The sequence below is a fragment of the Pantoea sp. SGAir0183 genome, assembly GCF_043545505.1.
In genome coordinates this window covers 953833-968281 of sequence record NZ_CP028053.1, presented here as the reverse complement: position 1 = coordinate 968281, position 14449 = coordinate 953833, and the positions used below count along the sequence as shown (strand labels likewise).

Here is a 14449-nt window from a genome sequence, read left to right as displayed (position 1 = left end):
TTTTTCCTCTCAAGCCAGATTGACAACGGCGGACTCACGAGCCCCCTGCTGTGCCGAATGCTGAAACCAGGCAAGTTGCCCGTGTAAATTAACCACTTCCCCAATCACCAGCAGGGCCGGGGAAGGCGCTGACGCTGCCAGCGTTTCAAGATGTTCAAGCGTGCCGGTCAGAACCTGTTGGTCGGACCGGGTGCCGCGGCCAATTACCGCCACCGGCGTCGACGCCGCGCGTCCATGGAGAATAAGCTGTCGACTGATTTCGGCGGCCTTCATCGCACCCATATAAATCGCCAGCGTTTGTCGCGCGCGCGCCAGGGACGGCCAGTCAATGTCATCACTGTCCGGCCGACAGTGACCTGTAATAAACAGAACGCTCTGCGCGTAATCACGGTGCGTCAGCGGGATACCGGCGTAGGCGGTTGCGCCAGCGGCAGCGGTAACGCCAGGCACGACCTGGAACGGAATGCCCGCCTGCTGGGCGGCCTGTAACTCTTCGCCGCCGCGGCCGAAGATAAACGGATCGCCGCCTTTCAACCGCACCACGCGCTTGCCTTTCTGCGCCAGCTGCACCATCAGTTGGTTGATTTCGTCCTGCGGTAACAGATGCGCGCTGGCACGCTTGCCCACGCAGATACGGTCGGCATCGCGTCGAACCAGATCCAGCACCTCTTCACTGACCAGATGGTCATAGAGCACCACATCGGCCAGTTGCATCACCTGCAGCCCGCGCAGCGTCAGCAGACCGCTGTCGCCCGGCCCGGCACCGACAAGGATAATCTCGCCCTGCCGGGGCGGCTGATCGCCCAGTTCGCTGTCCAGCGTCGCTTTGGCGGCCTCAACATCGCCTGTTGCCATCTGACTGGCAAAGCGGCCGTTAAAGATCCGTTCCCAGTAGCGGCGGCGATCGGACATGCGACTGAAGCGGGCTTTGACTTTGTCACGCCACTGCCCCGCCAGCTCGGCCATCTGGCCCAGATGAGACGGCAGCAACGTTTCCAGCTTTTCACGTAACATGCGGGCAAGGACCGGTGCCGTCCCGCTGGAGGAGATCGCCACCACCAGCGGTGAGCGGTCTACGATGGAGGGGAAAATAAAACTGCATTTCGGCTGATCGTCGACGACATTGACCAGTTTATGGCGGGCATTGGCCTCGTCATAAACCTGCGCATTCAGCGCGTTATCGTCGGTCGCGGCAATGACCAGAAACACCTTGTCTAGCTGTGCAGGCTCAAAAGCCGTCGCCAGCCATTCAAGCTGCTGTTCATCCAGTAAGGTTTGTAACTCCGGGCACAGCTCGCGTGAGGCAATCTGAATGCGCGCCCCCGCCCGACGCAGCAATTCAATCTTGCGCGCCGCGATATCTCCCCCGCCCACGACCAGTACAGGTCGACCCGCGAGATCGGCAAAAAGAGGCAAATAATCCACGTTAACCCTGGTGTTGTTACGATGCGTTATCGCGACTATACGTTCCCTGGTGAATTGAGATGAAATTACGAATTGGAATGAGATGTTACCGAATGGAATAACGCTAAAGAAAAGCTCAGAACAAAATGTGCTTAGCGGATGATCCTACAGGCCTTTCAGGACGATTCAAATTGTGTAATGAGCATCACAGTTTCATACTAGGCCACAAAAAATGCCCCTCCTTTTTAGGAATAAGCCACAAGGAACCCGACATGCTTGCCTTTCTCCGCCTGGCCGCACTGCTTGGTGGCAGCGTGATCTTCAGCGCTCAGGCCCTGACCGACCTCACAGGACACTTCGCCGAACAGCAGGTCCGTCATATCTCAACGTACTTTCCCGGTCGCATGAGCGGCAGCCCGGCCGAGTTGATGGCGGCGGAATACCTGCAACATCAGTTTACGGCCCTGGGGTTTGAAACCAATACCCGACAGTTCAATACGGGTTACACATGGCAGGAACGTGATGGCACATCACGCTGGCGCAAGCTTACCGCGACCTCGGTGATCGCCGCACGGGAAGGCAGCGCCCCACAGGAAATTCTGGTGATTGCCAGCCTGGATACCTGGATTCCACTCAGCGACAATGAGCAGGCGCGCGGCCTGGGTGGCCTGCGTTTGCAAGGCGTGGATGATAATGCTTCCGGATTAGGCGTGATGCTGGAACTGGCTAAGCAGTTAAGCCATAAGCCGCTTCATTACGGGGTGCGCTTTGTGGCGCTCAGCGCCAGCGAATCCCATCTGCATGGCATGGACGATTATGTGGCGCGCATGAGCGAGAAAGAGAAGAAGAATACGCTGCTGGTAATCGATCTCAACAGTTTGATTACGGGCGACCACCTCTATTTCAACAGCGGTATGAACACGCCGCGTGCCGTACGCAAACAGACCAGCGAACGCGCCCTGCTGCTGGCGCGTCGTTTTGGCATTTCCGCCGCCAGTCGTCAGCTCACGAAAAATGACTTTCACGGTGTCAATCCTTTCGATGCGGCAGGTTTTCCCTTACTGGATGTCACCGCCAGAAACTGGAACGCAGGCAGCAAAGACGGCGACCAACAGCGCCGCCGTTCCCGGCATTTCCCTGACGGTACCACCTGGCATCAGACCGACCGCGACAATCTGGATTTCCTGGATCACTGGCTGCCCGGTCGTATCAGTCTGCGCACCCATGACAGTGTGAAAGTCCTGCTGCCGTTACTGAGTGAACTAACCAACCCCAAAGTGTGAGGAGCTACGATGTACATCGTTTACCTGAACTATTTCCGCCCGATTGAGGACGTCGAGGCCCTGCTGGCTCCGCACATTACGTGGCTGGATCAGCATTTTAACAGCGGCGACTTTATCGCTGCGGGCCGAAAGGATCCGCGTACCGGTGGCATGATTATGGTCAAAGCAATGCCGCGCGCCCGGTTAGATCACATTCTGGCGGACGATCCTTTCGTTGCGGTGGCCCATTACGAGGTCACTAACGTCAACATCACGCGCGCAGCCGATGAAGTCGCGGTCCTCAAAGGTTATTAGCGCGTCAGTGTGACCGACAGAAGAAGCAGGCTCTTCTGTCGGTTCAGGTAAAGTCAGACAGCTTTTGCCCCGCGTTAATAAGCGTTTTTAACAGCATCTGACGTCGCTCCTCGGGCGTATCCCGACTGACCATAAAACAAATCGCGGCCACGGCCAGATCGTTTCGGGCGCGAATCGGGGCGGCCATACAACAGGTAAAACTTTCAGACAGCCCTTCCGTCATCGAATAGCCCTGATGGCCCGCCCGATGAATATCGGTCAGAAAAGCCTGCTTATCTAAGACGTTACCATTGGCCAGCCGGTAATCCTCCTCGGGGATCAGGGCCAGAATCGCCTCATCACTCCAGTTACTCAATAGCAGACGGCCCGTTGCGGTCCAGGGAATCGGAATTTTAACGCCGATGTCTGAGGTGATTTTGAAAGGATGCGCATTGCTCTCTGACAGCACCACCGTATATTTATTGCCTTCCAGCATGCACAGCTGCACGGTTTCGCCATGCTCAGCAACCATCTCGATCATTAATTGATGCGCGCGGCGAATCAGGGGATTGTGCGCCATGTAGTCCGCACCGTAATAGTGCATTTCGCGGCCAAAATACACGCTGCCTTCTGCATCCAGTTCAACCAGCCCTGCCTCACTCAGCAGATTAACCAGTTCATAAACGCTGGAACGCGGCGCACCGGTCGCTTCAATCAGTTCGCGCATCGCCATCGGCTGGCGGGCAATATGCAGCTGACGGAAAATATCAATTACGCGGTCCACGCCGCGCGCTCTGGCGGGTTTATCTTCCTGCATACCACTTTTCTCCTACCGGCATCGCCACGTTAAATCGGTTCAGGCCGCCATCATACACAGCCAACACGGTTTTACCTGAGTACGCGCACAATAACCATCCTTTTCTTTTTCCTCCTGATGCTAATTATTGGGGCACCAAAAACGCGCACGCTGAATTAAAAAAAGAGACATCGATCACTTTTAATTTAAAAAACTAATCATTGATAAAAAATATTCGTGAGCCATACGTTAATGCTAAAAAATAATCCCGTTACTCGCTATTGCAAAATAATTAACATTGTGCAAATCTCGACCTATCCGGTATTGCAGATTGAATTCCGGTATACCAGACAAAGCAAGGTGACGATTTTAAGGGCATAAGTATGACTATCAAGCGTTACGGTACGGAAGGCGGCGTCGGAACCGGAGGACAAAAACTGCCTTTTGCACGTGCGGTCGAAGCCGATGGCTGGCTTTATATCTCCGGACAAACACCGATGACAGGCGGTGAAGTCGTAGAGGGCGGCATCATTGAGCAAACTCGGCTGGCCTTTGAAAACTGCCTGACCATCATGCGGGAAGCGGGTTATCAGATTAAGGACGTGGTGCATGTGACGGCGGTCCTGACGGATGCCCGGTACTTTAGTTCATTTAATAAAGTGTTTAGTGAACTTTTTCACGACCATCCGCCCGCCCGAATCTGCAGCGTGCAGGACCTGGTTGTGGATTGCAAAGTCGAAGTCGATATGACGTGTTTTAATGCCGGACGAAAATAATAGCTGCGGTTTATTCGCCTGGTAAAAATAAACGCATCCAACAGAAAAGCCATAATTAAAAATATCCCGCCACATTATTTAATAATGTTGGTGATATCCCTCTTTTATTTGAGAGAAGAAATATGAATACCACTTTCCAGCAAAATGTATTCGTCCGGCTCCTTCCCGCTCTGCTCACCGTCGCGGCGCTGACCGGTTGTACACCGACCGAAAATAAAAACGAAACCGCAGGTGCAGCACCGCCATCCACGCTACAAACCGTTCTTCAGCGCGGCACATTGCGGGTGGGCGATTGCCTGAGTTTTGCACCGTTCGGTTTTTACGATAAAGCGGGTAATCCGGATGGTTACGATGTCGACCTGGCGAAAGCGCTGGCAAAAGAGATGGGCGTCAAACTGGAAATGGTGAATACCACCAGCGCTAACCGTATTCCCAATCTGCAAACCAACAAAGTGGATGTCGTGTTCTGTAATTTCACCCGTAACCTGACGCGCGCGAAAGAGATTGGCTTTACTCAGCCCTACGTGGTGGCCAGTGAAGCCATGCTGGTGCGTAAAGCGAGCGGGATCAAATCGGCCCACGACATGGCGGGCAAAACCATTGCGACCGTGAAAGGCTCGACCAACGGCGACGAAGTACGCAGCATGGGGATCGACGTGAAGATTCAGGAATATGACTCTTCTCAGGCCGCTATCCTGGCGGTGAAACAGGGACAAGCCGATGCGATGATTGAGGATAACAACTTCCTCGCCTACCAGGCCAAGCTCGATCCGACGCTGGAAGTGACAAACGAAGCGCTGGTCCCGCTGGAATATAACGCGTTTGGTGTTAAACAGGGCGATCAGATCTGGACGAACTACCTCAACGAGTTCCTGTTTGAAATTAATGCATCCGGTGAGAATGCCCAGCTCTACCAGAAATGGTTTGGCAGTAAACCTCGCTATCCGCTGAATCCGCAGTTCTGACCAGAGAGGACGCAGGTGATGTCCTGCGTCCTGTTAAGGAGGCTTCCTATGCACTATCAATGGCTGACACTCTGGCAGTATGCCGACACCTTTCTCGCCGCGACCTGGCTGACGCTTCAGGTGACGCTGCTGGCGTTTATGCTGGCGCTGGCGCTGGGATTGCTGGCTGCCGTGGCAAAAGCCGCCCGCTTTGCGCCTGTTCGCTGGCTGAGCCACGGCTATGTTGAATTTATCCGTAACACGCCCGTGCTGTTGCAAATATTCATCGTGTTCTTTGGGCTGCCTTCGCTGGGCATCACCATGAGTGCGTTTACGGCGGGTGTGCTGGCGTTGGGAATTAACGTCGGAGCCTATCTGGCCGAGATTTTCCGGGCCGGGATTCAGTCGGTTCCTAAAGGTCAGCTGGAAGCCGCCTGGATTTTGGGCATCAGCCGCCGCCAGATGTTTATCAATGTGGTCATGCCCCAGGCAGCACGCGCGGTCTGGCCCGCTATCGTGAATAACCTGATTCAGCTGTTGCTGGGCACCTCACTGCTGTCAGCGATTGCGCTGCCGGAACTGACGGGCACAGCCACCGTGATTAACGCCCGGACGCTGCTCTACATCCAGACCTTTAGCGTTGTCGCGCTGGTCTACCTGTTTCTCAGCAACCTGTTCTCGTGGTTAGGGACGGTTGCGGGACGTCGGCTGTTCATGCCACCGCTGGTCGTCGCCGTAAAAAGGCCGCTCTGGTCACAGGCCAGAAAAATGCTGTCACCTTCCGCTAAACAGGAGCCGGTCCAATGAGCGAACTGATTCTCAGCAGCCTGCCATTGTTGTGGCGCGGTCTGATAATTACGTTGTTGCTGTCGGTTGCCGCCATTGTCGGCAGTACGTTGCTTGGCCTTCTGGCCGCCGTCTTGCGGACCAGCCGCCTGCCTGTCGCCCGGCAGATTGCGGTGATCTATACCGAGCTGTTTCGCGGCACACCGGTCTTGATCACGCTGATGTTTATCTACTTTGGCGTGGCGTATTTTGGCTATGACATCAACCTGTTTGCCGCGGGCATTTTGGGGCTGAGCATTTATCAGGGCGCATACATTGCCGAGATCTTTCGTGGTGGCATTGAGGCGGTTCCGAAAGGCCAGTGGGAGGTTTCCTGGATCCTCGGCCTGTCCAGACGACAGACCTTCACCAGTGTTATCCTGCCGCAAACCCGTGGGATCGTCTTGCCCCCGCTTGTCGGCCAGTATCTGTCGCTCATCAAAGATACCTCGATTGTCAGCATGATCGGCATGTCTGAACTGATGCATCAGGGCCAGGCCATCGTTGATCGTATCGGGCAGCCGGTGCTGATTTATGGTCTGGTCGCCCTGCTCTACTTCGCGCTTTGTTACCCGCTTTCTCGCTGGGTGCAACACCAGCAAACCAGGAACCCGTTATGATGAAAAATGCAGCCATTACCCTGAGCCGGATCACGAAGTCATTCGGCGCGACTCAGGTTCTGAAAGAAATCAGTCTGGATGTCTCGCCGGGCGAAGTTCTGGTGCTGATCGGAGCGTCCGGTTCGGGTAAAAGTACGGTACTGCGCATTATGAGCGGTCTGGAAAAAGCCGACGGCGGCGAAATTTGGGTTAACGGCATACCGCTGCACGATCAAAAACGGAGTCGTGATATCTGTGGGCACGTCGGCATGGTGTTTCAGCAGTTCAATCTGTTTCCCCACAAAACGGCACTGGGCAACGTCACGCTGGCCTTGATTAAAGCTCAGAAACTCTCCGTTGCAGAGGCAAACGCGCGCGGCATGGCCGCGCTGGAACGCGTCGGACTGGCTGACCGCGCCGGCCACTATCCTTCTCAGCTTTCGGGCGGACAACAGCAACGTGTGGCTATCGCACGCGCGCTGGCGGTACAGCCCAAAATCATGTTTTTCGACGAAGCGACCTCCGCACTCGATCCCGAATTAGTCGGCGAAGTCATGGAAGTCATGCGCGGGCTGGCGCGTGAAGGGATGACCATGGTTGTGGTTACGCATGAGATGGGCTTTGCCCGCAAAACCGCTGACCGGGTGGTGTTTATGGATCAGGGCGTGATTGCCGAACAGGGCACGCCAGACGCCATTTTCGGGCATCCCCAGAATCCACGCACGCAACAGTTTCTGTCACGCGTTCTTGAGCATTAAGGAGCCGCTATGTCTTTACGTCTTCCGCTAAACGCGGATGCCACGCTGGATGCCGCGCAGCCATCGCCCCGTTTTAAATCCGTTGCCGGTACCGGCGCGGCGCCGCTTGAGATCGGCACCGACGTCCTGCGCAGCGCAGCGGTGTTTTCGCCGGTGATGGTCATGAAACAGGCCGCACTGGAGAATAACCTGCAGCAACTCGCGGCATTCTGTCGCGAAAAAGGTGTCATGCTGGCGGCGCACGGTAAAACGTCGATGGCACCGACCATCTTACGGCGAGCTGTCAGTCAGGGCGGTGCATGGGGCATCAGCGCCGCCACGCCCGCTCAGGTCCGTGCCCTGCGACACTTTGGTATCCGCAATGTCTTTCTGGCAAACGAGTTAGTCGATCCTGCCGGTATTCGCTGGATCGGTGAATGGCAGCGCCAGCATCCTGACCACGGCTTTCTCTGTTATGTGGACTCACTGGCGGGCATCACGCTGCTGGAAGAGAACCTGGGCGATACGGCCATTGCCGTGTTGATTGAAGTATCGATTCCCGGCGGCAGAACAGGATGCCGAACCGAGGAGGAAGTGCTGAGGATAGCTGAACGCATCGCCCAAAGTCGTCACCTGCAGCTTGTCGGTGTCGCGGGCTATGAAGGGGCGCTGGGTGCCGCGCGTGATGCAGCGGGCGTGGCGTTAATTCAGCACTACTGCAACGTCATGATATCTACCGCCACTCTGCTGGCTGAACGCCAGCTGTTTCAGAGTGAGACCATTCTGCTGAGCGCCGGTGGGGGTGCCTGGTTTGATGTGGTGACAGCGTGCTTTACCCAGGCCACGCTGCCGCTACCGGTTCAGCCTTTAATTCGCTCGGGTGCGTATATGGCACACGACAGCGGTCTCTATTCCCGTATCGCCCCCTTTGCGCAGCCGGGCTCAGGCCACCATTTTGAAGCCGCGCTGGAAATCTGGGGGCGCGTACTGTCCCGTCCGGAACCAGGACTGGCGCTGCTGGACTTTGGCCGACGCGATGTCCCTTTCGATCAGGATTTACCTGTCCCGCTATGGATGCGTGCCGCTGACGGCAGCGCACCGCGATCCGGCACGCATCTGTCGATCAGCGAGGTTAACGATCAGCATGCCTATCTGCGCCTTCCCGCGGATGAATCCCTTCAGCCGGGCGACTGGGTAGGATGCGGTATTTCTCATCCCTGTACCGCTTTTGATAAGTGGCGCTATCTTCCGCTGGTCGATGACGACTACCGCGTCGTGGACAGCGTAGAAACCGCGTTCTGACCGCAGAGAATCTCCACCGCTGAGGCCGCGACCCGGCCCATAACAAAACGGGCGATTCGGATGAATCGCCCGTTTTGCTATGCTGTCTTCATCAGCCTTCGTGCAAGCCGCACTCGCGTTTCAGGCCAAAGAAACGTGTTTCTTCTTCCGCCATGCCCGGCTCCCACTTACGCGTGGTGTGCGTATCTCCCACCGACAGGTAGCCTTCGTCCCACAACGGATGGTATTTCAGATTATGGGTTTGCAGATACTGATGAACCTGGCGGTTATCCCAGTCAATAATCGGCAGCACTTTAAACACACCGCGCTGAACGCCCAGCACCGGCAGACTGGCACGACTGCCTGACTGATCGCGACGCAGGCCCGCAAACCAGGTCTGGGCGCCCAGCGTTTCCAGTGCCCGGTTCATCGGCTCAACTTTGTTGATTTGGTTGTACTGCTCAATGCCTTCAACCCCTTGTTCCCACAGCTTGCCATAACGCGCTTCCTGCCAGGCAGGCGACGTTTCGGCGCGGAACACCTTCAGGTTGAGATTGAGCTGGTCGGCCAGCTCATCTATAAAGCGATACGTTTCCGGAAACAGATAGCCCGTATCCGTGAGGATAACCGGAATATCGGGTTGCACACGCGTGACCAGATGTAGCGATACGGCAGCCTGAATACCAAAGCTGGACGAGAGCACATAAGCACCCGGCAGGTTTTCCAGTGCCCAGCTTACGCGTTCTTCCGCAGAGGCTTTTTCCAGTTGGGCATTCGTCGCGGCCAGCGCCATCGCGCGCTGGACCTTCGACATCGCATTCAGTGCTGCAAGATCGATACTCATTTTGCCTCCTGCCAGAAGTCGCGCGCAGGGTCCAGCACCGGTGCAACGATGCCCACACGGATCACGAAGTCGCCAAAGCCTTCTGCGGCCTCGCGCTCTTTCGCCCAGCGCCCTACCAGCTCATCAATTGTGGCGAGAATTTCAGGTTCGGTAATGTTTTCACGATACATACGTGGGATACGCGTGCCGATACGGTTACCCCCAATGTGCAGGTTGTAACGCCCTGGCGCTTTCCCGACCAGGCCCACTTCTGCCAGCATCGCACGGCCACAGCCGTTCGGACAACCGGTAACGCGTAGCACGATGTGCTCTTCACCGACGCCGTGATTGTGCATGATCGCTTCAACCCGGGTGACGAAAGACGGCAGGAAACGCTCAGCCTCCGCCATAGCCAGTGGACAGGTCGGAAACGCCACGCAGGCCATTGAGTTTTCTCGCTGCGGCGTCACATTTTCCATCAGTCCATGTTCACGGGCAATCGCCTCAATCTGCGCTTTCTGGCTTTCTGGCACGCCCGCCACGATCAGATTCTGGTTGGCGGTCAGGCGGAAATCGCCCTGATGGATTTTGGCGATTTCGGCGATGCCGCTTTTTAACGGACGTCCCGGATAATCCAGCAGACGGCCGTTTTCAATGAACAGCGTCAGATGCCATTTGTTGTCGATACCTTTGATCCAGCCGAAACGATCGCCGCGTGTAGTGAATTCGTAAGGGCGCGTCGGCTCAAACGTCACACCGGCGCGCTTCTCAACTTCGGCCTTAAAGGTGTCAACGCCCACGCGCTCCAGCGTGTATTTGGTTTTGGCGTTTTTACGATCGGTACGGTTGCCCCAGTCGCGCTGCGTGGTAACCACCGCCGCGGCGACGTCCAGAATCTTCTCTACCGGAAAATAGCCGAATTCGCTGGCGGTACGGGCATAGGTCGCTTTGTTACCGTGCTCAATGGACAAACCGCCGCCCACCAGCAGGTTAAAGCCGACCAGCTTGCCGTTTTTCGCAATGGCAATAAAGTTCAGATCGTTAGCGTGCAGATCGACATCATTGTGCGGCGGGATCACCACCGTGGTTTTAAACTTACGCGGCAGGTAGGTTTCCCCCAGGATCGGCTCTTCGTCCGTTGTGGCGACTTTCTCCTGATCCCACCAAATCTCAGCATAGGCGCGGGTTTGCGGCAGCAGATGTTCTGACAGCTTTTTCGCCCATTCGTAGGCTTCCTGATGCAACGCGGATTCCACCGGGTTGGAGGTACACAGGACGTTACGGTTAACGTCATTCGCCGTCGCCAGCGCATCCAGCCCCACTTCGTGCAGCATCTGATGCGTAGGTTTGACGTTCTTTTTCAGGATGCCGTGAAACTGGAACGTCTGACGGTTCGTCAGACGAATGCTGCCGTAGAGCGTTTTCTCGGTGGCAAACTTATCGATCGCCAGCCACTGGGTCGGCGTAATAATCCCACCCGGCAGGCGGCAGCGCAGCATCATGGCATGGCGCGGTTCCAGCTTTTGCTCGGCGCGTTCTGCGCGAATATCGCGATCATCCTGCTGGTACATGCCGTGAAAACGGATCAGCAGGAAGTTGTCGCCGCTGAAACCACCGGTCAGTCCATCCTCAAGATCGTCAAGAATGGTTCCACGCAGGTAATTGCTCTCTTTTTTTAACCGCTCTGCATCCGTCAGTTTGCCTTCAACCACCAGCGGTCCAGGGTATTTTTCAGTCATTAGTAAACGTCTCGCTGATAGCGGCGCTCAATGCGCAGCTCACTTAAAAATTCGTCAGCCGTTTCACGATCCATAGCACCGTGCTCGACCACCACATCCAGTAACGCCTGCTCAACGTCTCTTGCCATGCGATTTGCATCGCCGCAGACATACAGGTGCGCGCCATCCTGAATCCAGCGCCAGACTTCCGCACCCTTCGCGCGGATTTTATCTTGTACGTATATTTTCTCTGCCTGATCGCGCGACCAGGCCAGATCGATGTGCGTTAACAGGCCGTCTTTAACATATTTCTGCCATTCAACCTGATACAGAAAGTCATCCGTAAAGTGCGGATTGCCAAAGAACAGCCAGTTTTTCCCGCTGGCCCCATCGTTATCACGCTGTTGCATAAAGGCGCGGAACGGGGCGATTCCGGTGCCCGGACCAATCATGATCACAGGTGCATCGGGATTCTCCGGCAGGCGGAAGTTATCATTATGTTCGATAAACACCCGGACTTCGCCGTCTTCTTCAACACGGTCTGCCAGCCAGGTTGATGCGCCGCCGCCGCGCTGCCGTCCTTCGATATCAAAACGTACCGCACCCACGGTGATATGCACTTCAGTATCGGTCTCCGCCTGCGAAGAGGCAATCGAATACAAGCGCGGGGTTAAGGGACGCAGCAGGCTGGTCAGCTGCTCAGCCGTCAGTTGCGCAGGCGCCAGGCGAACCATATCGACAATCGGATAACGTTGCGCGTACTGTTGAAGTTTAGCTTTGTCATCCACCAGCGACAGCAGTTCGTCGTTGCGGGACAAAGTGGCGTACTGCGCCACAATTTGCGCGGTGTTGACCGTTAACTCGAAATGTTTCTGCAGCGCCTCTGCCAGCGGCAGCGTCTGGCCCTGTACGTCAACCGGCTCATCGCCTTTTAACCACACCAGCTCCAGCAGTTCGCTGACCAACGCGGCATCGTTTTCATACCAGACGCCCAGCGCATCGCCGGGCTGGTAGCGCAAACCGGAATCGCCCAAATCAATTTCGATATGGCGGACGTCTTTATCCGAATCGCGGCCGGTGATTTTCTGATTGACCGATAAACTCGCGCTGAGGGGCTGCGTTTTGGAATAGGGGCTGGTGGACACTTCATTGACGCTGCCCGCCACGGTTGCCGCCGCCTGTGCGGGCGAGGCCGTCGGGACCCGTGCTTTCAGAATGTCGGTGAGCGCCAGGCGCCAGGCGCTGGCCTGCTCAGCATAGTCAACATCGGCATCAACCCGATCCAGCAGGCGTTCCGCCCCCAGCTCAGCCAGCCGTGTATCGAAATCTTTGCCCGCCTTGCTGAAGAATTCATAGGAGGTGTCGCCCAGACCCAGTACGGCAAAAGCCGCACCGTCCATTTTGGGCGCTTTTTTCGACATCAGGAATTTATGCAGCGCAACGGCTTCTTCCGGCGGCTCGCCTTCCCCTTGCGTGGAGGTCACCACAATCAGCAGCTTTTCCTGGCCGATTTGTTTAAATTTGTAGTCGCCGGCGTTCACCAGATTCACGGTCAGCTTTGCGGCCTGCAGGTCATCGCGGAGCTGTTCAGCCACCCGACGGGCGTTGCCGGTTTGCGAGGCGGAAAGCAGCGTAATCGCGGGCGCTTCAGGCTGTGCCGGAGCGCTGGCCACCGCCTGACCAGGCGCATGATTAACTTTGCCCCAGAAGTAGCCGGAGAGCCACGCCATTTGAGTGGTGGAAAAATCTGTCGTTGCTGCCTCTAAACGGGCAAGTTGCTCCGGAGAGAGCGGAAGCAGTGAACCTGGTGCCTGAGTCGTCATCGCGATAAAAATTCCAGTAGCAGAAATCCGGACCGAATAGTGGCGGAAGAGAGAGAAGGGTACAGCCAGCTATATTAACGATTAAAGACGCCTTCGACATATCAAATAACCAAAATGACTAAATGGTTTTTCAGATACAATTAATCGTTAAAAGTGGTAATCCTGACAGTCATCAACAGACTCAGGTAATCATCCTTCCCGCTCTGATTAATGGCGGGTGATTGCCCTGAATACGTGGCATAACGAATTGCCAAAGCGACGATACGAGAGGATCGGGTGCCTGAGACAGTAACTGCATTATCGCCTGCGCTGACAGAGCGAATCCTGGATAAACTGGGCCTGGATCACTCCCCTGCCCCAGATGCGGCCGGACTTCAGGCGCTTTACCGCGCCTGGTGCCAGAAGGTGCCCTTCGACAATATCCGCCGGCGCATTCTCGCGGACGATCCTCCTTCCCAACCGTTGCCCGGCACTACGGCCGACGATTTTTTCACGCACTGGCTACAATTTGGCACCGGCGGCACCTGCTGGGCCGGTCATGGCGCACTCTTTGCGCTGCTTATGCAACTGGGATTTCGTGCGCAACTCGGTGTCTCCAGGATGCTGTCCTCGCGTCCGTCCCCCGTCGATTCTCCCGGTCATGGCCTGCTGTTGGTCACCCTCGACGATCGTCCTCTGGTGGTGGATGCTACGATGCTTCATGACCATCCGCTGCCGCTTGAGGTGGCGGAGTATGCGCATCCCGTCTGGGGCACGCAGGTTCATCAGCAGGGCGACAGTTGGTTGATTAACTGGAAGCCGTTAGGTCGGGCAAGGCTGGATTGTCAGCTCCTGGCGCTTAATATCCCCTTCGCTGACTTTCAGGCGCGCCATCAAAAAAGCCGCAACACCAGTCGCTTTGACGGTGCACTGCTGATTCGTCGGGCAAGTCATGACACTCTCACCGGTATCGTTAAAGGTGAGCAGGTAGTAAGAGCCCAGGACGGAAGCGAAAGCTTCACGCCGCTGTCACAATCACAACAACATCAGTTGTTAATTGAACATTTCGGTATCGCCGAAGAAATCGTGGCGCGTCTTCCCGCCGACGTGTCGCACAACGGTTAACGACTTTATGCCGGGTTAACGCCCTGATGCGCTTAACCATTCTGGCGATTGGCTGAGCAAACT

General features: G+C 56.0%; 14 protein-coding genes. 9 read left to right on the top strand and 5 right to left on the bottom strand.

Translation table 11 applies throughout. The features are described from left to right. Positions 1 to 9: 9 nt before the first annotated feature. Entirely contained in the window at positions 10 to 1425 is a 1416-nt protein-coding gene (cysG, locus tag C1N59_RS04660; protein ID WP_033739542.1) for a siroheme synthase CysG, read from the bottom strand. Between the two features lie 251 nt (positions 1426 to 1676). On the opposite strand from cysG, the gene C1N59_RS04655 reads away from it, so the two are divergent. Together C1N59_RS04655 and C1N59_RS04650 are read left to right on the top strand one after the other, a co-directional pair. Beyond that, a complete protein-coding gene (locus C1N59_RS04655; protein WP_006120741.1) occupies positions 1677 to 2687 on the top strand; it encodes an aminopeptidase in 1011 nt (336 codons plus the stop codon). 9 nt (positions 2688 to 2696) lie between these two features. After that, the gene (locus C1N59_RS04650; protein ID WP_033739545.1) at positions 2697 to 2981 is read left to right on the top strand and encodes a YciI family protein; all 285 of its coding nucleotides are present in this window, start codon (positions 2697 to 2699) and stop codon (positions 2979 to 2981) included. 43 nt (positions 2982 to 3024) lie between these two features. Here the strand turns inward: C1N59_RS04650 and C1N59_RS04645 are convergent, their stop codons facing one another. Beyond that, complete coding sequence (locus C1N59_RS04645) at positions 3025 to 3777, bottom strand: IclR family transcriptional regulator (RefSeq protein ID WP_033739547.1); 753 nt, start codon at positions 3775 to 3777, stop codon at positions 3025 to 3027. Positions 3778 to 4139: 362 nt separating this feature from the next. Between C1N59_RS04645 and C1N59_RS04640 the strand changes: the two genes are divergently transcribed. The 6 genes from C1N59_RS04640 (at position 4140) to C1N59_RS04615 (ending at position 8939) form a co-directional block, all read left to right on the top strand. After that, complete coding sequence (locus C1N59_RS04640; RefSeq protein ID WP_033739549.1) at positions 4140 to 4532, top strand: RidA family protein; 393 nt, start codon at positions 4140 to 4142, stop codon at positions 4530 to 4532. A 122-nt stretch (positions 4533 to 4654) separates the two neighbouring features. Continuing rightward, complete coding sequence (locus C1N59_RS04635; RefSeq protein WP_039338353.1) at positions 4655 to 5497, top strand: ABC transporter substrate-binding protein; 843 nt, start codon at positions 4655 to 4657, stop codon at positions 5495 to 5497. A gap of 48 nt (positions 5498 to 5545) precedes the next feature. Next, entirely contained in the window at positions 5546 to 6283 is a 738-nt protein-coding gene (locus C1N59_RS04630) for an amino acid ABC transporter permease (RefSeq protein WP_394550368.1), read from the top strand. Next, positions 6280 to 6921: an amino acid ABC transporter permease gene (locus tag C1N59_RS04625; protein ID WP_006120747.1), complete on the top strand. Its 642-nt coding sequence runs from the start codon at positions 6280 to 6282 to the stop codon at positions 6919 to 6921. Before C1N59_RS04630 ends, C1N59_RS04625 begins: the two co-directional genes overlap by 4 nt. Continuing rightward, positions 6921 to 7658, top strand: coding sequence for an amino acid ABC transporter ATP-binding protein (locus C1N59_RS04620; protein WP_033739676.1), 738 nt, complete (start codon positions 6921 to 6923; stop codon positions 7656 to 7658). Before C1N59_RS04625 ends, C1N59_RS04620 begins: the two co-directional genes overlap by 1 nt. 9 nt (positions 7659 to 7667) lie before the next feature. Further along, positions 7668 to 8939, top strand: a complete 1272-nt coding sequence (locus C1N59_RS04615; RefSeq protein WP_058708941.1) for an alanine racemase — start codon at positions 7668 to 7670, stop codon at positions 8937 to 8939. A 91-nt stretch (positions 8940 to 9030) separates the two neighbouring features. On the opposite strand, the gene C1N59_RS04610 is transcribed toward C1N59_RS04615, so the two are convergent. Genes C1N59_RS04610 through cysJ form a run of 3 tightly spaced genes read right to left on the bottom strand, consistent with a single transcriptional unit; the run spans position 9031 to position 13282 of the window. Next, a complete protein-coding gene (locus C1N59_RS04610; RefSeq protein WP_006120753.1) occupies positions 9031 to 9762 on the bottom strand; it encodes a phosphoadenylyl-sulfate reductase in 732 nt (243 codons plus the stop codon). Then, complete coding sequence (gene cysI, locus C1N59_RS04605) at positions 9759 to 11480, bottom strand: assimilatory sulfite reductase (NADPH) hemoprotein subunit (protein WP_394550367.1); 1722 nt, start codon at positions 11478 to 11480, stop codon at positions 9759 to 9761. The genes C1N59_RS04610 and cysI overlap by 4 nt, the downstream gene beginning before the upstream one ends. Beyond that, the gene (cysJ, locus tag C1N59_RS04600; RefSeq protein ID WP_054633233.1) at positions 11480 to 13282 is read right to left on the bottom strand and encodes an NADPH-dependent assimilatory sulfite reductase flavoprotein subunit; all 1803 of its coding nucleotides are present in this window, start codon (positions 13280 to 13282) and stop codon (positions 11480 to 11482) included. Before cysJ ends, cysI begins: the two co-directional genes overlap by 1 nt. Positions 13283 to 13558: 276 nt before the next feature. On the opposite strand from cysJ, the gene C1N59_RS04595 reads away from it, so the two are divergent. Continuing rightward, positions 13559 to 14386 carry an arylamine N-acetyltransferase family protein gene (locus C1N59_RS04595; protein WP_162286006.1) on the top strand — a complete coding sequence of 276 codons (828 nt, stop codon included), beginning with the start codon at positions 13559 to 13561 and terminating at the stop codon, positions 14384 to 14386. The last annotated feature ends 63 nt before the right edge of the window (positions 14387 to 14449 follow it).